This window comes from Desulfobacterales bacterium (assembly GCA_028704555.1).
Classification (GTDB): domain Bacteria; phylum Desulfobacterota; class Desulfobacteria; order Desulfobacterales; family JAQWFD01; genus JAQWFD01.
In genome coordinates, this window is record JAQWFD010000013.1 from 1 (window position 1) to 18,461 (window position 18,461).

The window sequence follows — 18,461 nt, forward strand, 5'->3', positions numbered from 1 at the left end:
ATGCAGATCGAATATTGCCGGGTTTTGGAAAGCTGATAAAAAATCATTCTCTCCCTGATCAAATCATCCAACTAATTGCCGACGCGCATTCGTTAGCTTAATCCAACTGAATATTGTGATCATAGGATTTTGTGTATTCAAAATTTTTGAATGAACAGATCGAAATGACCAGAGAAAAGCTCTCTATCGTTTCCCGACATTATGACGATCTGGGAACATTTGACCTTCCGGTGGACGGTGGCTTTTTTTCGAAACTGAAAGAATCCACCCGGGGACTGGAATTAAAAGCCGGACAAATGAAGGAAATTTTTTCTGTGATATTGAATAATATGGGAGAGATCATCGATTCCTTGATAAATTTGACGGTCCTGTATGTCGCTTTATTCTTATTTCAGGTGGTTTTGATTCCTGTATGTATGTTATGGGCATTGTTTAAACTCGTGAATATCGTATTCGTGTCAAATTTAGAGACCTGGCTTATAAACGAGCTTCAACCGAACCCCGTGCCGGCGGACCGGACCATGAAGGCATGATAGTTTTATCTTATCGACAGGAGCTGGAAATGCAGACGATGTCAGAATGGCTGAACAACGCAGGTTTACACTTGGCCGGGCGGTCTCGCTGGCACTGGATCTGGGGAGCGGTCGTTGATCGAAAAAAATGCCTTTGTCCGTTTTGACAGCGATTCAAAGTATAATAAAGCGATCATACAAAAGCTGATTTCCGAAACCAGGGCGCATATTGCGCGTGTTGAAAACATGGCCAAAAAAATAAGGTCTGCGGAACAAAAATGACGGATATGCTCTGATTTCCAGGGAAAGCCGGATCATATCCGTCAGACAACCGGCGTAAATGGGGCAGGATTGAAATAAACCAGGCTACGCGACATCCTGAATCAACACGGTCTCTTCGGTACTCAGCACTTTGTCGATGTCCAGAAGGATTTTAACCCCGCTTTCCATTTTTGCCATCCCAAGGATATATCTCGTATCCAGAGATATCCCAAAGGCCGGAGTGTTTTCAATGTCCTCGCCTTTGATATTAAGAACCTCGGAAACAGAATCAACGACGATGCCCATAAGAATGATTCCGGACGGACCTGCAAGTTCCACTACAATGATACAGGTGCGTTCCGTATAATCTACGGATTCCATGCCAAATTTCATTCGAAGATCAATAACCGGGATCACTTTTCCCCGCAGATTGATTACCCCTTTGATATAATCCGGAGTCTGAGGGACTGAGGTGATCGGCATCATTCCGATGATTTCCTTGATTTTCAAAATGCCGATCCCATATTCTTCATTGCCCAGCGTGAAAGTCAGATATTTGCCTTCTCTGTCCGCCATGATTTTTACTGCCTTGTTGATGGTTTCAGTTGTTTCAGTCATCTGGATACCTCCTTTATGATCAAACGTTTCATGTACGGAAATTGACGCAGTTACATATAATATGTTGCAGCAACACGGCCTGTCAGGCATCATTAAAAAAACAAGCCAGTTCAATGACTGCGATGATATATATTACAGCCAGAGCTATTATCAGTTTCAAGTAGAAAAATAAAGAGAGAAGAGAGTTGGGTTCAGTTCGGCCCAATTGAGGAAATAACCCATCCGGTCTGCAAACCGGTTTTACGACCAATACCCGGGAGTATGAGCAAGTAGCTCCAACGTGTCTGAAACCTCTCTATTGACCTCTTTTACTATCGCCATCGAACAATTCTGAATCAGCCTGGTTTTATTTAGATCATATCCGGTGGGTCCAATAATCTGTTCGATTGGCGCTTCTGAAATATCACGGGATGCGGGAAACTTTTTGAATAATTCTCCGGAGACGAAGTTTGGGCTTGATCATAACTGCGGCCACAATGTCACGGGGTCCGTCCCGTCCGTTGCCGGCTTCTCCAGCACGGTCCGGGGGATGCCGGGCCCATGAAGCTAAAGCGCAAAAACTCGGCAAGCCTCAAACAGTTTGCGCTTCTTAACGCTTCATGGCCCCGACATCTTTTTCCCGGATCGCGCCATGTCGTACGCCGGCAACGGGCGGGACTCAGAGGCTACGCACAGCAAAATATGGCCGCAGTTATGATCAAGCCCCGAAGTTTACTTGTTTGACGGTGCAGCGCGCAGAAAGGATAGTTGCGATAGGCAATTCAAACGGGTTGTTGAAATTGAGTTGTGTCTTGACATTCGGGGGGGGCACCTTTAGAATTTGTCGGATCAGTTCAATGCGTTCTTCATTCAGCATGATGGCTGAACCTTACTGTCTGGCTGATTCAATATTGCCGATTGGCTGTTGCAATTTTTTCAGTCATGAGCTTCGCCCTGCCACAGGGCAAATGCACAAACCGGGGAAAACAGATATTTCCGGATAGACGCTGCCTGACCAGGTCAGTGGACTGTTTGTATGGTCAACACAATAGACATTATCATTGAATGAAAGTGGGCCAGGGTTGTATGAATTCAACTAAAAAAGTTCGGGCTTTAGGTCTTTGTTCCGGAGGGCTTGACAGTATATTGGCCGCTCTCGTATTAAAAGAACAGGGGATAGTCGTTGAATGGATTACGTTTGAGACGCCGTTTTTTTCGGCGGACAAGTCGGTAAAAGCATCCGAGATGACCGGTATTCCAATAACGGTTCAGCAGATTACGACTCCCTATCTTGACATGCTCAAACACCCGCCGTGCGGATATGGGAAAAACATGAATCCCTGTCTGGATTGTCATGCGTTGATGTTCAGACTGGCCGGTGAAGTGATGAAGAAAAAAGGAATGGACTTTCTGTTCAGCGGTGAGGTCATGGGACAGCGTCCCATGTCACAGACCAGAACCTCGCTTCGGTATGTGGAAAAACATTCGGGTTTTGACGGATATATACTCCGGCCGTTGAGTGCAAAGAAACTTCCGGAAACCATCCCGGAGAAACAGGGTCAGGTAAACAGGGAACTGTTGCTTGATCTGTCCGGAAGGTCCCGTAAACCTCAAATTCAGCTTGCCGCAGAATTTGAAATCACTCAATATCCGGTGCCTGCCGGGGGGTGCCTTCTGACAGACAAAATTTACTCAATCCGGCTTAAGGATTTGTTTGATCACGGGGATTCTGATCAAGAGACGGATTTTTATCTGCTCAAATACGGCAGACATTTTCGTTTGAATCAGGCCGTAAAGCTCGTTGTCGGTCGAGCGCAGAAAGAAAACGAACAATTGTTGAAACTGTACAGGCCTGAAATGGATTTCATTCTTAACATCAGTCAGATACCCGGTCCCGTTGTCCTCGTGCCGTATGGGGGAAGCAGTGAAGATATCTTTCTTGCCGCATCCATCTGTGCAAGCTACAGTAAAGCCGGGAAGGGCACCGTTGCGGATGTGCTGGTAAGAACGCCCGCCGGGCAGTACAACATCAAGGGGGTGGCAGCTTCACCGGATGAATTCAGGCATCTGATGCTGTAATTGCAGCGTTGTATAAACAAAAGGATGATTTTTTTTGGGGCTCGATCATAACTTCGGCCATAGTTCCGAAGTGTGGCCGCCGAGTCCTGCCTGTTCCCGGTGTACGACATTGCGCGATCCGGGGAAAAGATGCCGGGACGGAGCCCGCGCCAACGTGGCCGAAGTTATGATCGAGCCCTTGTTTTTTAACCATTTTGTTTATGACCCGATGGGGGAAGCTTGTTCGGTGTGACGGGCGCGAAGCTGGCCGCATGCGGCGGATATGTCCAGGCCCTTGCTGTATCGGATGTTGACGGTGTAATTGTTTTTTAAAAGAATTTCCTGAAAACGGAGGATATCGGCGGTTTCGGGCCGCTTAAATTTGCACCTGTCATATTCGTTAAACGGAATCAGATTGATTTTTGCCTTGATGGACTGTAACAGCCTGGACAGTCGTTTTGCGTCATCCGGCAAATCATTTATTCCCCGGATCAGAATGTATTCAAAGGTGATTCTCCGGCGGGGTTTCAGGGGAAAGTTTCGGCATGCTTCAAGAAGCTGCTCCAGGGGATATTGCCGGTTGATCGGCATAAGCATGCTGCGGGTTTTGTTATCGGTTGCATTCAGGGAAACTGCCAGGTTAACCTGTGCATCTCGCCCCAGGTCAGAGAGCCTTGGCACTATGCCCGCGGTCGACACCGTCACCCTTCGGGTTGAAAATTTGAGACCGAAATCGCTGTTGGTAATCACATCGATGGCCTGAATCAGGTTGTCATAATTAGCCAGAGGCTCTCCCATGCCCATGAAAACGATATTGGTCAGCGGCTTGGATTCCTTCAGCTCATTTGCGATATCCCGAACCTGCGAGACAATCTCGGCTTTGGTCAGGTTGCGTGTAAAACCGTTTTTGGCGGTCAGGCAAAACTGGCATCCCTGAACGCACCCGACCTGAGTCGATATGCAGAGCGTGAAATGGTCTTTTTCCGGAATCAGGACGCTTTCAATGTACTCACCGTCGTTCAGCCGGAACAGATATTTTTTGGCGCCGTCGATGGACGATTCCGTTTTCAGGATTTTCAGACGCGACATCGTGAAATTTTCAGACAGTACATCGCGAAGACTCTGGCTGAGGTCCGTCATGTCTGAAAAACTGTCAGCTTGTCGCACATAAATCCATCTTGATATTTGCCGGGCCCGGTAGGATTCCCATGAATGCTCCAGAAGCCATGCGCTCAGTTCCTCAACAGAGAGTTCTTTAATATCCTGCATAGTCGATTCAATCATTGTGCTCGTTAACATCAATTAATAAAAGGGGCTTTCGTTTCATTGTGCCGTTCGAATTCGGATACTATTTGAAAACTCGGATAAAATCAATCCCGGTGGATACTGGATGCATAATTTCATCGCTGTTGTCCGGAAAATGGCATTACATGCGGTGTAACCGTAACCGGAGATGAATGAGAAAATAAAATGTTTTCGAGAGGTTGAGCGTGGGTGAACAAATGACCGCTGGTAAATATAACGGTTTAGTTTAGTAATATCTTTTGCTTGACATTAAAATGGTTTAATAATAGATTCAAACTTTTCTCTCAATACAGTTCTGCGGCAAGGCTATTGAGAAACAAAATAAATTAAATTATAATAAAAAATAATCAGGCGCGTGGGGGAATATCCGGATTCAGGGACGCTGATATCGTAAAGAAATAGATTCCCCCGCTTGAAATATGTTGATCGGTGAGGTATGTTTGAAAATTTAAGTGACAGGCTGAACTCCGTATTCAAGGAACTGAGGGGGCACGGCAAATTAACGGAGACCAACATTGAGGAGGGCCTTAAAGAGGTTCGGATGGCGCTTCTCGAGGCCGATGTTCACTTCCGGGTTGTTAAACAATTTGTTTCCGGTATCAGGGCGCGTGCGCTGGGTCAGGAGGTGATGGGCAGTCTGACCCCTGGCCAGCAGGTGGTCAAGATCGTTAATGAAGAGCTGGCCGGGCTGATGGGAGGCGACTATAAAGAACTGGAGCTTTCCGGGCCGCTTCCGATATCGGTTATGCTTGTGGGCCTTCAGGGGTCCGGTAAAACAACGACATCCGGAAAGCTTGCCGCTTTGCTGAGGAAAAAAGGCAGAAAACCTTATCTGGTTCCGGCAGATGTCTATCGGCCGGCAGCGATAGAGCAGCTGAAAAAGATAGGCTCTCAGCTTGATATTCCGGTATTCCCGTCTTCGACCCTGATGAAGCCGGTTGATATCTGCCAGGAGGCCCGCGTTGCCGCTTTGAAGGCGGGTTGCGATACGCTCCTTTTGGATACGGCAGGGCGTCTTCATATCGACGAGGAACTGATGGCGGAGTTGTCCCGGATCAAGGATATGGTTCATCCGTCCGATATTTTGTTTGTGGCTGACGCCATGACCGGCCAGGATGCGGTCAACAGCGCCAAATCGTTTAATGATGCCCTGGATATCGGCGGTGTCATCCTGACGAAAATGGATGGTGATGCCAGGGGCGGCGCAGCGATTTCCATCAAGGCTATTACCGGTAAACCGATCAAATTCATAGGTGTCGGCGAAAAAATAGGTGATCTGGAAGTTTTTCATCCTGACAGGATGGCGTCCAGGATACTGGGGATGGGGGATGTCCTTACGATCATCGAAAAAGCTCAATCGGTCATCGATGAAAAGGAAGCGGCTGAGCTAGAAAAAAAACTTAAAAAAAGTCAGTTTACACTCCAGGATTTTCGTAATCAGATGGTTCAGATCCGCAAGATGGGGTCATTGAGCGATATTATCGGGATGATCCCCGGTATGGGGAAGATAAAGCAGCTTAAGAATCTGGAAGTTGATGAAAAAGAACTTTCCAGAATCGAAGCCATCATCAATTCGATGACACCCGGTGAACGTCGGCAGTACACCATAATTAACGGAAGCCGGCGGAAAAGGATTGCAAAAGGAAGTGGGACTAGCGTACAGGATGTTAACCGGCTGCTTAAAAATTACAGCCAAGTGCTGAAAATGATTAAAAAGATGAATAAAGGCGGCATGCGAGGCCTCGGCCGGGGGATGCTGCCGTTCTGAAGGAGATATAAAATGGGAGTAAAAATCAGATTAGCCAGGCATGGGGCGAAAAAAAGACCGTTTTATCGTATTGTAGTGGCTGATGGCGAATGCCGAAGGGATGGCAGGTTTCTTGAAATTGTGGGAACTTACAATCCTCTGCAGGAGCCGGCAGAAGTAGCTTTAAAGGCGGAGCGGATTAAATATTGGATGGGTCAGGGGGCTATCCCGACTGATACCGTGAAAAGTCTTTTGCGAAGGGAAAAGTTTTTTACTTGTCCCGAGTAATTTTCATTGCCTCTTGTTCTCAACAGCCAACGAAGGAGATGGAGCTATGAAAGATCTTGTCAAGTATATTGCGCAGGCACTGGTCGATAATCCTGAAGAGGTGGTAGTCGACGAAATCGAGGGGAACCAGACATCGGTATTGGAACTTAAGGTTGCCAAAGAGGATTTGGGGAAGGTTATCGGTAAACAGGGACGAACGGCAAGAGCGATTCGGACGATACTGAGCGCGGCGTCAGCGAAGGTAAAAAAACGGACGGTTCTGGAGATAATTGAATAATTAGCCGGATAAATGTCAAATGCTGATTGGGAAAATTGTCGGGGTTCATGGCCTTAAAGGGACGCTCAAGGTTCTTTCTTATGTTGAATCCGTGTCTTTTTTTAAGCCGGGAAGTTCGATTCGTGTAAAAAATCAAAACGGTATCGAGTCCATCTATACGCTCAAATGGGTTAAACCGCACAAGCGCGGTCTCCTGTTTCAGATTGAAGATGTAAATGACTGTGATATGGCCCAGCCGCTGATCGGATCGATGCTGCACATCGATAGAGAAGCGCTGCCGGACATAGAAAATGGAACCTACTACTGGGTGGATCTTATCGGGCTTTCTGTCGTTACATCCGATAATATCTGTATCGGACGCGTGGAATCCATATTTCCGACCGGGAGCAATGATGTCCTGGTTGTGAAAGACAACGGTAATGAAATTCTAGTTCCGGCTCTGGAATCGGTTATCAGAGAAGTTGATCTCGAGAATGGAACACTGGTGGTTGATCTGCCGGAAGGATTGTAACTGAAGAGGCTCATCGGGTTATTAAATGAAAATTGATGTTCTAACCATATTCCCGGAAATGTTCGACGCATTCCGGGAATATGGAATGATCAGAAAGGCTGTTCAGGAACACAAGGTTTTTGTTTCTGCCGTCAATATCCGGGATTTTGCCGATGGCCGGCACCGGGTTACGGATGACAGACCCTATGGCGGCGGATGTGGTATGGTCATGAAGCCGGGACCACTGGCTGGCGCAATCCGATCAGCAAAGAAACAGTCTCCTTTGTCCAGGACAATTTTGCTCAGCCCCCAGGGGCGGGTGTTTGATCAGAATCTGGCCCGTGAATTTGCGACATGGGAAGGGATGATTCTGGTTTGCGGACGTTATGAGGGGGTGGATGAGCGCGTCTGTCAGGATGAAATAGATTACGAGATTTCCATAGGCGATTATGTGCTGACCGGGGGGGAACTGGCGGCTATGGTCATTACTGAAGCGGTGGTTCGACTTATTCCCGGCGTACTCGGAGGAGAGGAATCAGCGGAAAAAGATTCGTTTGAAAATGATCTTCTGGAACACGGGCATTATACCCGACCATACGATTTTGAGGGGAAAACCGTACCGGAAGTTCTGCTGTCAGGCAATCATAAAGATATAGAACAGTGGAGGCATGAAACATCCCTCATCCGCACCTTCCTCAAGAGACCGGATTTATTGAGAAGACGGTTCCTGAGCGTTCAGGAAAAAGAAATACTGAAAAAGTGGTGGCGGGATATTGAAGATATCATTCATGCCTGAATTGTATGTGGCCTTGATCCATTTTCCTGTGGTTAACAAAAACGGGGAGGTTATTGCATCGGCAGTAACAAATCTGGATCTGCACGATATTTCAAGATCTGCCAGAACATACGGGGTGCAAAGGTATTATGTTGTAACTCCGCTGGATGATCAAAAGCAGTTCGTCGGCCGGCTTGTCGATCATTGGGTCACCGGCAGCGGGGCTGTATATAATCCGGAACGTCGTAAGGCCCTGGAGTTAGTTTGTATCAAAAGTTCATTGGAAGAAGTAAGAGATGATATTCGTCAAGTCAGCGGACAATATCCTCACACGATAGTGACCTGTGCGCGTCATTGTCCGCGCAGCATCGGGTATGATCAGCTGAAAGAGAACATAAACAGTGGTGGACCTCATTTGTTGATGTTCGGTACGGCGTGGGGACTGTCTGGAGACTTCATGGACCAGGCGGATTTTGTTCTTGATCCCGTGGTCGGGATGACGGATTATAATCATCTCTCTGTTCGATCGGCTGCCGCCATCATTCTGGACAGACTGGTGGGAAGGTAAACGATAGCCGGGTTCGATCTGAAAAACAGTTAAATTAGAGAAAGATATTGGGAGACGTTATGCAAATGATCAAACAACTGGAACGGGAAGTCATGCGGCTGGATATTCCCAGCTTTGACCCCGGAGATACCGTCAAGGTGCATGTGAAAATACGTGAAGGTGAAAAAGAGCGAATCCAGGTGTTTCATGGCGTTGTTATCAGCCGGAAAAACGGTTTGGCCAATGCCGCATTTACCGTGAGGAAAATGTCATACGGTGTAGGCGTGGAACGGGTATTTCCCCTTCATTCGCCCATCATTGACAAAATTGAAGTGGTCACCCGGGGCCGGGTCCGCCGCTCCAAAATTTATTACCTGCGCAATCTTAAAGGTAAGGCTGCCAGAATCAGGGAACGTCAAACTGCTCGCGGGTAGTATCAGCACGGGAACAGGCTTCTGACGGATGGCGCTTCATTACAGCGGGTCGCAAGGACGCATCATGTCAATGGCACCTGATTTGTGGGCCTTCGAAAATAAAGCCAGGGGAAAAGGGTATAAAATTATTGCAGGCATAGACGAGGCCGGCCGGGGACCACTGGCCGGCCCGGTTGTATCGGCTGCCGTCATTCTGCCCGATGTCTTTCCGGTATCCGGCATCACTGATTCAAAAAAACTGACCCCGAAAAAAAGAGATGCGCTATACGATCAGATATACATCCATGCGGTTTCTATCGGAATCGGAATCGTGGATGCCATTGAGATTGATCGTATCAACATTCTTCAGGCATCGCTGCTGTCGATGGCCATTGCGGTCGACAACCTGAACCCGGCGCCGGATTGTCTCCTGATTGACGGTACGTTTCGGATACGGTCGTGTTTGATGCAGTATCCCATTGTTAAAGGTGATAACTTAAGCATGTCCATCGGTGCTGCGTCCATTGTCGCTAAAGTTACGCGTGATCGGATGATGCAGCTGTATCACCAGTATTATCCGCAATATGGTTTTGAAAAGCATAAGGGGTATCCCACCAGAGCACATAAAGATGCCATTTTGAGATTCGGATCTTGTCCGATACACCGGAAAAGTTTCAAAGGGGTGAATGGTCCGGAAAACATCTTTTAATACTGAAGATGGGCAAACGGGGCGGCAGGATGCAGAACAGACGGCAGCTGTTGGGGAAAACCGGTGAGGATATCGCTGTGAATTACCTGCTTCTACAGGGGTATACCATTATGGAACGCAACTATCGAACCTGCTTCGGAGAGATTGACATCATCGCCAAAGACGGCAATTCCATCGCATTTATTGAGGTAAAAAGCCGGACATCGAAGCGGTTCGGTGATCCGAAGTGGGCCATCACTCCTAAAAAGCAAAGAACCATTTCGATGGTGGCGCTGTATTACCTCAAACAGACACAGCATTCTCAGGTGAAGGCCCGGTTTGATGTGTTGACCGTCAATTCTGCTGACATCGATCCCCGGGTCCAACTTATCAAGAATGCTTTTGAACTGGCCTACACCTAATCCGGCTTATGAAATCATCAGGCAAACTTTATGTCGTAGCGACTCCGATTGGTAATATGGAGGATATCACTCTCAGGGCCGTCAGAATACTCGGGGAAGTGGATCTGATCGCTGCGGAAGATACGCGGCAAACCGGAAAACTGCTGGCCTGTCACGGAATAAAGGGCCATCTGATTTCTGTCCATGAACACAATGAAATCGAGCGGACTGCAGGGCTGATCCGGAAACTGAAAGACGGTTGCTCCATTGCGCTGGTTACCGATGCCGGCACGCCCGGGGTGTCAGATCCGGGATATCATCTGGTCCGGGTGGCCATAGAAGAGAAAATTTCTGTTGTTCCGATCCCGGGAGTATCTGCTGCCATCGCCGCACTGAGTGCTTCCGGCCTTCCGACCGATTCCTTCCTTTTTGTCGGATTTTTACCCAAAAAATCATCAAAACGGCTTCAGCAACTCCACGATCTCTCAAATCAGCCCGGAACCATTATCGTGTATGAATCTCCCCGGCGTATCCTTTCGCTGCTGAAAGAACTTGAATCCGTGATGGGAGACCGATACGCGGTCCTGTCCAGAGAGATTACCAAACTTCATGAGGAATTTATCCGGGGAACGGTCTCGGAGATATGGGCAGATCTTGGCGGGCGCCAGTCGGTCAAAGGAGAATGCACGCTTCTGATTTCCGGATGCGAAAAGGATAAACCGGTTTCCATGGAAATAATTCAGGAAGAAATTCAAAGTGCTTTAAAATTAAAAAACGGGACGGTTTCTGATATTGTAAAAGATATTGCCAGGCGATACCCGCTTTCAAAATCCAGAATTTATGAGGAAGCATTGAAAATCAAAGCGAATGAAACGTCATAAGATGCCCTTTTCATTGTTACGCCAACAGCTTTCAGTCGAAAATCGCCTGCCGGATGTCTCCGCTGTGAATCATTACGCGAATCGAAAGAATACGATATATCCGGTAATCCTGCCGGTTCCGGATAACCGGAAAAATCTGTCCGGAAGGGGCAAAGTGGCCTTCCTGAGCCGCCACGCGAGGTCGGCTCTGGCGCTGTCTGCCTCGATCAGCCAGGCCAGTATCACTGAACTGGAAAAAGATGAAAGCGGAGCACCGGTACCTTCTAACGGATATTACTGGTCATTGACGCATAAATCCGATTTTGTGGCGGCGGTCACCTCCCGTTCGATGATTGGCATAGATGTTGAGAAAATCAGACCCTGCTCGGCGTCCCTGTTCCGGAAAACAGCGAAAGAAGAGGAGTGGCGTCTGTCTGATACAGATCGCCGATTTCTTTTTTTCCGTTTCTGGACCTCCAAGGAGGCTGTATTGAAGGCCGCCGGAACCGGACTCAGGGATCTGGCATGCTGCCGCGTGGTGAATGTTCCGGATCAATATCATCTGGTGGTTCATTACAACGATACGGATTGGTTAATTGAACATCGGTGGTTTGATGGGCATATTGCTTCCATCGTCGCCAATGACTGCCATATCGAGTGGGTATTCGCCTGAACAAAGACTCCGGCTTTTTCAGGTTTAATCTGCCGCCGGTGAGACGAATTTCAGAAACCTCACGGCATCACATGCAAATACATACGGACGTTACCATAGCAGGGCAGTCATTACCTGCTCATTTCTTCGTATTTCTGAATTACAAAATAGGTTCCGTGATCAAAGATCCGGATCGTCTTGTTGATGCTCTCTATTGCTTTGTGCTGATCCAGAGGGGTAAGAAACATTGCCTGGACGTCTGCGTAAAGCCACATGTGGCGTCTCATCATAATCAGTGCGTAGATGGTTTCCTTCAAGGGAGTGCCTTCGAGATAACGGTCTTCAGCGTATTTTGAAAAAAAACGATATACTTCCGTATAGGGCTTTTCACTGAAGAATATGTCTCTGAGCTTTTTATAAAAATCCATGCCCTGCTGGATGCATTCGTTATGAGGCTTTGAATGAAAAGACGGGGTCCTGAGATTTGTCCGAACGGCTTTGCTCCACTGATCAGATATTTTTTCAGCATGCCGTTCGGTAATCTCGATCAATCTGTCTGCAAATGCTCTCATTTTTTTCTCCTTTGATCATAACCTTACTCACTGGGTTTACAGATCGACCCAGAGATCTGCCTCATTCCCGCAATGCGTGCAGACAATATGGCCCTTTTCTTTTTTGGGGGCCGTTTTTTTCCCCTTAACGGGTACCTCTTTTTCAACCGGTTCCAGAGAACAGCTGATGGTCATTTCTGCCTCATTTCCGCAATTTTCACATTTGCATACTCGTTTTACTATTTTACTCATCTGATTGCCTCCTTTTGATTTTTAGGTTAGGGACATTACGACTGTCCTGAAACTGAGCAGGATAATATGGCTTTTAATAGCCCTGACGCGAAATAAATTGCTGAGCTGAATGCGGTAAAAAATACGTCCGTATAGCGCCGGGATCGATCAGCGGGTATTGCTTCGGTCACCGAAAATAAAGGGTTGGTGCTATCATTGGCCATTGGGTCATTCCCGCGCAAGGCGGGGATCCAGTTCGAGAAACAAGCCCGAAAATAAAACCGGGACAACATACGGGTTGAAACCGTCAGAGAGGAAAATTCGTTACAAACGATAACGCATCATTGATGCGGTCGTTATACAACTGAATCTGGTATTGTATTTAAATCAGATTTATACTTTAAGATGAAATAAATACCGCCGGATGTCAAGAAGGAAGTGTGTCCGGAAACGGTGCGTCCTCTGTAAAATCAGCGAAGATACTATTGAAATCAAAGTCATTTCCGAAGCCGTTTCTTTTCCACTGAACGATATTTTGTGCTAAGATTCCCCCGAAGTCTTTTCAGGAGGGCGTCGTTCAGGGATATAAGCATGCGGCAGCCTGCCTTCATTCCACTCCACGGACACATACAGATTGCAATAGCAGCTGCCATATTCTTTGACATCGGCAGCCCGGTAAACACAGGGACAGATAATGTCCTGATCCTGCGCCCGGTTTTCCGATGCCAGTCTGCATGGGCAGGACATATAGCCATAGCGACGTTTGTTGACCAACAGACCTTCCAGCAGCTCAAAGACTCTTTGCCTGTCGTGATTGAAAACATACCCCTTGGGTTCCTGGGCCGATTTCAATATGCCGTAGAGTGTTTCAGCATCCATTATAGCCCCAGCGCCTCCTTTATTTCTTTTTCCTTGTAACCGATGATAACTTTATCGCCAATGATGATGGTGGGAAATGAACATTGAGGATTGAATGCCATCACGTCTTTTAAAATGGCTTTTCGTTCCTCCCCATGCAGGAGATCGACATCAACGAATTCATATTTGATGATGCATTCTCCCAGAAATTTTTTTGTAGCATTGCAGTGGCTGCACGTGCTCAGCGTATACAGTTTGACAGGCAGTGTCATGAAATTTCTCCTTGTCATGGATTAGTCTTCAGTCGTGAGTCATCCGTCTGAAGGCCACTATTTTCAGTTCTCGTCAGACTATATCTCTTGGATTAATTGTTTGACCGAAATTTTACTTCCGGTTTTAAACGTACATGGACTCCATCCGGGTTGAAACAGCCCTATCAGGGGCACGATGCATCGTGGCCTGTTGCTCAACGGCATTCAGCGATTCAAGATCTGCTTCAGATATCGTAACGTATGCGAACTGCGAATCATTGACGGCGATGCGGATCGTACAAATGATATCAAATCATCCGGTTCATCGATATCCTGACAAACCGGCAGGATGTGAACCCTGCGGCAGCGGATTGTCAATCGGCTCAGGGTAAGGGAAAACACCTGTGGACTGCTCCAGGGCATGTTGTTAAACACATCGGGTTGAAAGGTGTCGGAATTAAACCCAATCAGGTAATAGCCCCCGTCATGGGACGGGCCGATTACAGCATCGGTTCTGAGCAGCGCATCACAGGCCTGATGGACGATCGATGACGTAAGCGCTGGGATATCGCTTCCGATAAGTAATACGGGGTTGAACCCGTCCGAGAATGTTTCTGAAAACGCGGATAGCATTCTTTGTCCTATATCGCATCCCTCTTGAGGAATGTAGTCATATTGGCTGCCGAACCCTTTGATCATGTTTTCCGACGCATATGCGGGGAAAAAGCAGATTCGGATATGGTAAAGCCCTGTGTCAATTGCATCGAGAACATCGGCTAAAAAGCATTTATACAGAGAAAGCACCGTATCCGGCGGCAGTTTTTTTGCCAGTCGTGTTTTGACGAGTCCTTTTTCAGGCGCACGTGCGAAAACGATGATGCAGGGCCTGGACACTATAGAAGTTTTTCCAGCTCGGTAACGATCAGTTTAAGATCTGGCCTGACATTGATATCCGAAACATGGGTAAAGGTGATAATTCCCTGCTTATCGATGATAAACAGGGCTCGTTCCGCAAGCCCGTCTGAGCGAAGGATGCCGAATTTGTCTGATACCGCGCCATGAGGCCAGAAATCCGAGAGGACATCAAACCACAGGTCACCCATTTGAAGCGTCCAGGCGAACAGGGTGGGAATATTATCAACTGAAATTCCTAACAGCACGGCATCGTGCTGCTCGAAAAAAGGTTTTGCAAGGTTATACCCGGGCCACTGATCTGAACATACGGGTGTCCAGGCCGCAGGTATAAAAGAAAGAACCACATTTTTCTCTCCTCTGAACTGGCGAAGAGAGATCTGTTTGCCTTGAATGGATGGCAGGGTGAAATCCGGAGCGGGCTCGCCTGCTTTGACCTTTAAAACACTGTCGGTCGGCTTCAGCTTTCCGGGATCGTAAATTGACCCTTTATACGCATCGGAAAGCCCCATCGCCGTTCCGGCAGATATTAACAGGACCGCAAAGATCAAAATTGAGGACAAAAGGATATATCGTTTCATTAAACCTCCTTTTCATAACCGCGTGAGCGGAAGGATTCCTCCCTTTTTATTTGAGTCCGGATCGTTTTACGATGGTATCTAAAAAATTATCCGGGTTGTTAAAACCGCCGAGCTGGGTATATACGATGCGGTTCGTGCCGTCCGGTTCAATTCGGACAGCGATAAAATAGGGCGTTAGCACCTGACCGATTTTGTCGTGGATGGATAAATCCGTATCCGGGAACAGAGGGAACGGTATGGCGTACGATTTTCGGAAAAAATCGACTTCAAATGGAGAATTCCCGGCACCGATACCGATAATTTTAATTTTGTCGCGAAAGTCGCCGCTTTTTTGGATCCGTTGATACAGCTGGTTGACCGATGGCGCATGACGCTGACAATGCGGGCAGTACATACTGAAAATTTCTATGATGACCACTCTGGACCGGATTTGAGGAATTTGAAAAGAATCGCTGCCCTTCAGCCCCAGGTAGGTCCGGTGAACGTCGTCATCCGGAATTTTCAGGGTAATGTCAGGCAGTGGGTGGCCGATTTGTGGTTCGATTGTTTTCCCGTAGATCAGATTCGGGAATGCGAAAAGGCATATTGCGAAAAAAACACTGTTTATCAGGCACTTCATGATCGTTTCCTCCATTTGAGGCCGAGGACATTCCGGTGCTTTTTCGTAATGAGGCACACAGAGATTGGAAGATGTCCGATTCAGCAGGGAGTTTCCGGATCGAAAAATCGGGATATGCAACCCGGTTATCCTGTGCAATAATTCACCGAGTTACGCCTGGGGCCACTTTTGTAACGTGATAGTATGATATGAGGCGGATGAAAAAAATCATAATGTGAAAATCACTCGCTGTGCCCGATTCCTGGGGGTATGCTTGAAACAATGAACCCGGGGGGGCTTTGAATCTGACAGAAAAAAACGCTACGATCACCCGGGTGATTCACTTGTTTATCGGGTTTCTGCGGGTAGTTCCAAGGGCTCGGATTAAAATTTCTCTAAACAAAAAATATCAGAATTCAAATGGAATATCAAGTTATTGATAAAGAAATTATGTCAAATTGTTGGGGATGATGGTATAGGAGAAAGTAAATATAAGAAAAAAATCAGGTGGTTGATCATAATCTGTCGAACGAAGCTGCCGGCGTGGTCGATGATGGCCTGTCCGTCCTGTCGGGCTTGATCATAACTGCGGCCACCATGTCACGGGGTCCGTCCCGCCCATTGCCGGCTTCTCCAGCACGATCCGGGGGATGCCGGGCCCATGAAGCTAAAGCGCAAAAACTCGGCACGCCTCAAACAGTTTGCGCTTTTTAACGCTTCATGGCCCCGACATCTTTTCCCCGGATCGCGCCATGTCGTACGCCGGCAACCGGCGGGACGCAGAGGCTACGCACAGCAAAATATGGCCGCAGTTATGATCAAGCCCGTCCTGTCATTTCTGCGGGCAGCGGCCAGGGGGGGGTGAAGCTGGTTTTTTAACCGATGAAAGGCGATACCGCTTCGAAATTGATCCGGGGGCGGCCGGCGCATCCGGTTCGATATGGCCGATCGGCGGCAGATCGAATTGATTTATTTGTCAGCAGTTTGCTTTCGCGAAAGGGATGTGGTATTTTTTGTCATTGGAACATGAATTTGAAATTGAGCGACGATTTGTTGATAGTTCAGCAAAAGATCAGGTAAAAGGCATTTAAATACACACGGAGGTATGATGAAATACAATATATTCCGCAGATCGATCCGCCAGGGGGGCTTTACCCTGATCGAGTTGATGGTGGTGATTGTCATATTGGGGATTCTGGCCGGGTTAATCATTCCCAGAATCATGGGGCGTCCCGAAGAGGCAAAACAATTGAAGGCGAAAATGCAGATCGAAAGCATTGAAACCGCGCTTAAACTATACAAACTTGACACCGGTACTTATCCCTCAACGGAGCAGGGGCTCCAGGCCCTGGTCGAAATACCGGATACGGAACCGGTCCCGGCAAAATGGCGTAAAGGTGGATATCTCGAAAAAGGCAGACTTCCCAAAGATCCATGGGGATATGAGTTTGTATATTTGAGCCCGGGAATTCATGACGATGTTGATATTATGTCATACGGCGCTGACGGGGTTCCCGGCGGAGAAGATAAAAATCAGGATATCAACAGCTGGGAAATTGAATAAGAGACATCTTCGTGCCCATGATCAACGATCTCGTCGATAACCGGGGGGGATATACCCTGATAGAACTCATCGTGGTGGTAGCCGTCATGAGCATGGTGCTTTTTTTTACCGTTCCCCGATTTCAGAAAACGGTTTTTGTCAGCGATACCAAACAACTTTCCCAGTGGTTGATCGTAAATGTGAAAGCGTTGAAAGAGCGCGCTGTCCGGGATCAGAAAAATTATCGGCTGCATATCAATATGACCGACAGTCTTCTGTGGATCACCCATGATGAGATGTCTGAGGAAGCGGCCGATGAGGCGCAACGCGGTGCCTATCAACTGCCTTCAGGGGTGAAGGTTCTGGACGTGGAGTATCCGGGCCAGTTCAGGGTGGATTCCGGCAGTGCCGTTATCCGGTTTTACAAAAAAGGGTATTCCGAAAGGGCATTGATTCATGTCGCAGATGAAGATGATAACCGCGTTTCTTATCACATCGAGCCTTTTCTCTCCAGAATCGGCATAACCCCGGATGATGTCGGATTTGAGGGATGAGGGATATGACAACCAAATCCGGTGCTGACTGTAAACCGCTCATGATTTTTCCCGGCGATTATCACAGGGGGGCAGGGGGGGGGAGCATTGGCCGTCGGTATCGATTGATACGTTCATGTGCCGGCTTTACCTTGATGGAGGTCATGGTGGCGGTATCCATTATTGCCATAGTGCTGGTCAGTGTATTCCGGATGCATGCGCAGAGTATCTCGATGAATCAATCCGTACAGTTTTATACAACGGCGCCCCAGCTGGCCCAGGCAAAAATGTCGGAACTGGAGAGAACCGTGACCGACAGCGGGGCGGAACAATCCGGCAGTTTCGGAGACCGGTTTGACGGCTATGTCTGGAAGGCATCCATACAGGAGGTGGAATCAGAGCCCCTCGGCAGTATTGCAGGGGATCTGAAACGTATCGATCTATCGGTGTCGTACCGCGATGACCAATTGGTGTATCTTCTTCGAAATTATGTGATGGCCCGTGATGAGCAATAGGTGGATTTACACATGTT

At 47.7% G+C, this 18,461-nt stretch carries 25 protein-coding genes; 16 read left to right on the forward strand and 9 right to left on the reverse strand.

The genetic code is table 11. The features are described from left to right. The first annotated feature begins 131 nt into the window (after positions 1-131). Positions 132-533 carry a hypothetical protein gene (locus PHQ97_06500; protein ID MDD4392383.1) on the forward strand — a complete coding sequence of 134 codons (402 nt, stop codon included), beginning with the start codon at positions 132-134 and terminating at the stop codon, positions 531-533. Positions 534-878: 345 nt separating this feature from the next. On the opposite strand, the gene PHQ97_06505 is transcribed toward PHQ97_06500, so the two are convergent. Next, complete coding sequence (locus PHQ97_06505) at positions 879-1,391, reverse strand: chemotaxis protein CheW (protein ID MDD4392384.1); 513 nt, start codon at positions 1,389-1,391, stop codon at positions 879-881. Positions 1,392-2,456: 1,065 nt separating this feature from the next. On the opposite strand from PHQ97_06505, the gene PHQ97_06510 reads away from it, so the two are divergent. Then, the gene (locus PHQ97_06510; protein ID MDD4392385.1) at positions 2,457-3,449 is read left to right on the forward strand and encodes a tRNA 4-thiouridine(8) synthase ThiI; all 993 of its coding nucleotides are present in this window, start codon (positions 2,457-2,459) and stop codon (positions 3,447-3,449) included. Positions 3,450-3,647: 198 nt separating this feature from the next. On the opposite strand, the gene rlmN is transcribed toward PHQ97_06510, so the two are convergent. Further along, on the reverse strand, positions 3,648-4,697 hold the full coding sequence (gene rlmN, locus PHQ97_06515; protein MDD4392386.1) for a 23S rRNA (adenine(2503)-C(2))-methyltransferase RlmN: 1,050 nt from the start codon (positions 4,695-4,697) through the stop codon (positions 3,648-3,650). A 472-nt stretch (positions 4,698-5,169) separates the two neighbouring features. Between rlmN and ffh the strand changes: the two genes are divergently transcribed. The 11 genes from ffh to PHQ97_06570 all read left to right on the forward strand — a co-directional run bounded on the left by ffh (position 5,170) and on the right by PHQ97_06570 (position 11,892). Next, positions 5,170-6,501 (forward strand): signal recognition particle protein, encoded by a 1,332-nt coding sequence (ffh, locus tag PHQ97_06520; protein ID MDD4392387.1) that lies wholly within the window; start codon positions 5,170-5,172, stop codon positions 6,499-6,501. A gap of 12 nt (positions 6,502-6,513) precedes the next feature. Beyond that, positions 6,514-6,768, forward strand: a complete 255-nt coding sequence (rpsP, locus tag PHQ97_06525) for a 30S ribosomal protein S16 (protein ID MDD4392388.1) — start codon at positions 6,514-6,516, stop codon at positions 6,766-6,768. Positions 6,769-6,814: 46 nt separating this feature from the next. Next, entirely contained in the window at positions 6,815-7,045 is a 231-nt protein-coding gene (locus tag PHQ97_06530; GenBank protein ID MDD4392389.1) for a KH domain-containing protein, read from the forward strand. A 19-nt stretch (positions 7,046-7,064) separates the two neighbouring features. Continuing rightward, on the forward strand, positions 7,065-7,556 hold the full coding sequence (gene rimM / locus PHQ97_06535) for a ribosome maturation factor RimM (GenBank protein ID MDD4392390.1): 492 nt from the start codon (positions 7,065-7,067) through the stop codon (positions 7,554-7,556). A gap of 25 nt (positions 7,557-7,581) precedes the next feature. Then, the gene (trmD, locus tag PHQ97_06540) at positions 7,582-8,331 is read left to right on the forward strand and encodes a tRNA (guanosine(37)-N1)-methyltransferase TrmD (protein MDD4392391.1); all 750 of its coding nucleotides are present in this window, start codon (positions 7,582-7,584) and stop codon (positions 8,329-8,331) included. After that, positions 8,324-8,878 (forward strand): RNA methyltransferase, encoded by a 555-nt coding sequence (locus tag PHQ97_06545; protein MDD4392392.1) that lies wholly within the window; start codon positions 8,324-8,326, stop codon positions 8,876-8,878. The genes trmD and PHQ97_06545 overlap by 8 nt, the downstream gene beginning before the upstream one ends. Before the next feature lie 59 nt (positions 8,879-8,937). Then, entirely contained in the window at positions 8,938-9,291 is a 354-nt protein-coding gene (gene rplS / locus PHQ97_06550; GenBank protein MDD4392393.1) for a 50S ribosomal protein L19, read from the forward strand. A 64-nt stretch (positions 9,292-9,355) separates the two neighbouring features. Continuing rightward, positions 9,356-9,979 carry a ribonuclease HII gene (locus tag PHQ97_06555; GenBank protein MDD4392394.1) on the forward strand — a complete coding sequence of 208 codons (624 nt, stop codon included), beginning with the start codon at positions 9,356-9,358 and terminating at the stop codon, positions 9,977-9,979. 29 nt (positions 9,980-10,008) lie between these two features. Continuing rightward, a complete protein-coding gene (locus PHQ97_06560; GenBank protein MDD4392395.1) occupies positions 10,009-10,380 on the forward strand; it encodes a YraN family protein in 372 nt (123 codons plus the stop codon). Between the two features lie 8 nt (positions 10,381-10,388). Then, complete coding sequence (gene rsmI / locus PHQ97_06565) at positions 10,389-11,240, forward strand: 16S rRNA (cytidine(1402)-2'-O)-methyltransferase (protein MDD4392396.1); 852 nt, start codon at positions 10,389-10,391, stop codon at positions 11,238-11,240. A 64-nt stretch (positions 11,241-11,304) separates the two neighbouring features. Beyond that, complete coding sequence (locus PHQ97_06570; protein ID MDD4392397.1) at positions 11,305-11,892, forward strand: 4'-phosphopantetheinyl transferase superfamily protein; 588 nt, start codon at positions 11,305-11,307, stop codon at positions 11,890-11,892. Between the two features lie 110 nt (positions 11,893-12,002). Here PHQ97_06570 and PHQ97_06575 read toward each other — a convergent pair whose 3' ends face one another. The 7 genes from PHQ97_06575 to PHQ97_06605 all read right to left on the reverse strand — a co-directional run bounded on the left by PHQ97_06575 (position 12,003) and on the right by PHQ97_06605 (position 15,874). Next, a complete protein-coding gene (locus tag PHQ97_06575; GenBank protein MDD4392398.1) occupies positions 12,003-12,443 on the reverse strand; it encodes a histidine kinase N-terminal domain-containing protein in 441 nt (146 codons plus the stop codon). A gap of 36 nt (positions 12,444-12,479) precedes the next feature. Further along, positions 12,480-12,674: a hypothetical protein gene (locus PHQ97_06580; GenBank protein ID MDD4392399.1), complete on the reverse strand. Its 195-nt coding sequence runs from the start codon at positions 12,672-12,674 to the stop codon at positions 12,480-12,482. A 519-nt stretch (positions 12,675-13,193) separates the two neighbouring features. Continuing rightward, positions 13,194-13,532: a ferredoxin-thioredoxin reductase catalytic domain-containing protein gene (locus tag PHQ97_06585; protein ID MDD4392400.1), complete on the reverse strand. Its 339-nt coding sequence runs from the start codon at positions 13,530-13,532 to the stop codon at positions 13,194-13,196. After that, entirely contained in the window at positions 13,532-13,783 is a 252-nt protein-coding gene (locus PHQ97_06590) for a glutaredoxin family protein (GenBank protein MDD4392401.1), read from the reverse strand. Before PHQ97_06590 ends, PHQ97_06585 begins: the two co-directional genes overlap by 1 nt. Positions 13,784-13,987: 204 nt before the next feature. Continuing rightward, a complete protein-coding gene (locus PHQ97_06595; GenBank protein ID MDD4392402.1) occupies positions 13,988-14,656 on the reverse strand; it encodes a TIGR04282 family arsenosugar biosynthesis glycosyltransferase in 669 nt (222 codons plus the stop codon). Beyond that, positions 14,656-15,255 (reverse strand): peroxiredoxin, encoded by a 600-nt coding sequence (locus tag PHQ97_06600; GenBank protein MDD4392403.1) that lies wholly within the window; start codon positions 15,253-15,255, stop codon positions 14,656-14,658. The genes PHQ97_06595 and PHQ97_06600 overlap by 1 nt, the downstream gene beginning before the upstream one ends. Before the next feature lie 46 nt (positions 15,256-15,301). Next, entirely contained in the window at positions 15,302-15,874 is a 573-nt protein-coding gene (locus tag PHQ97_06605) for a TlpA disulfide reductase family protein (GenBank protein ID MDD4392404.1), read from the reverse strand. 1,087 nt (positions 15,875-16,961) lie between these two features. On the opposite strand from PHQ97_06605, the gene gspG reads away from it, so the two are divergent. Genes gspG through PHQ97_06620 form a run of 3 tightly spaced genes read left to right on the forward strand, consistent with a single transcriptional unit; the run spans position 16,962 to position 18,444 of the window. Next, positions 16,962-17,417, forward strand: a complete 456-nt coding sequence (gspG, locus tag PHQ97_06610) for a type II secretion system major pseudopilin GspG (protein MDD4392405.1) — start codon at positions 16,962-16,964, stop codon at positions 17,415-17,417. A 17-nt stretch (positions 17,418-17,434) separates the two neighbouring features. Continuing rightward, positions 17,435-17,950 (forward strand): type II secretion system protein, encoded by a 516-nt coding sequence (locus tag PHQ97_06615; protein MDD4392406.1) that lies wholly within the window; start codon positions 17,435-17,437, stop codon positions 17,948-17,950. Between the two features lie 5 nt (positions 17,951-17,955). Next, positions 17,956-18,444: a prepilin-type N-terminal cleavage/methylation domain-containing protein gene (locus PHQ97_06620; GenBank protein ID MDD4392407.1), complete on the forward strand. Its 489-nt coding sequence runs from the start codon at positions 17,956-17,958 to the stop codon at positions 18,442-18,444. Positions 18,445-18,461 lie beyond the last annotated feature (17 nt).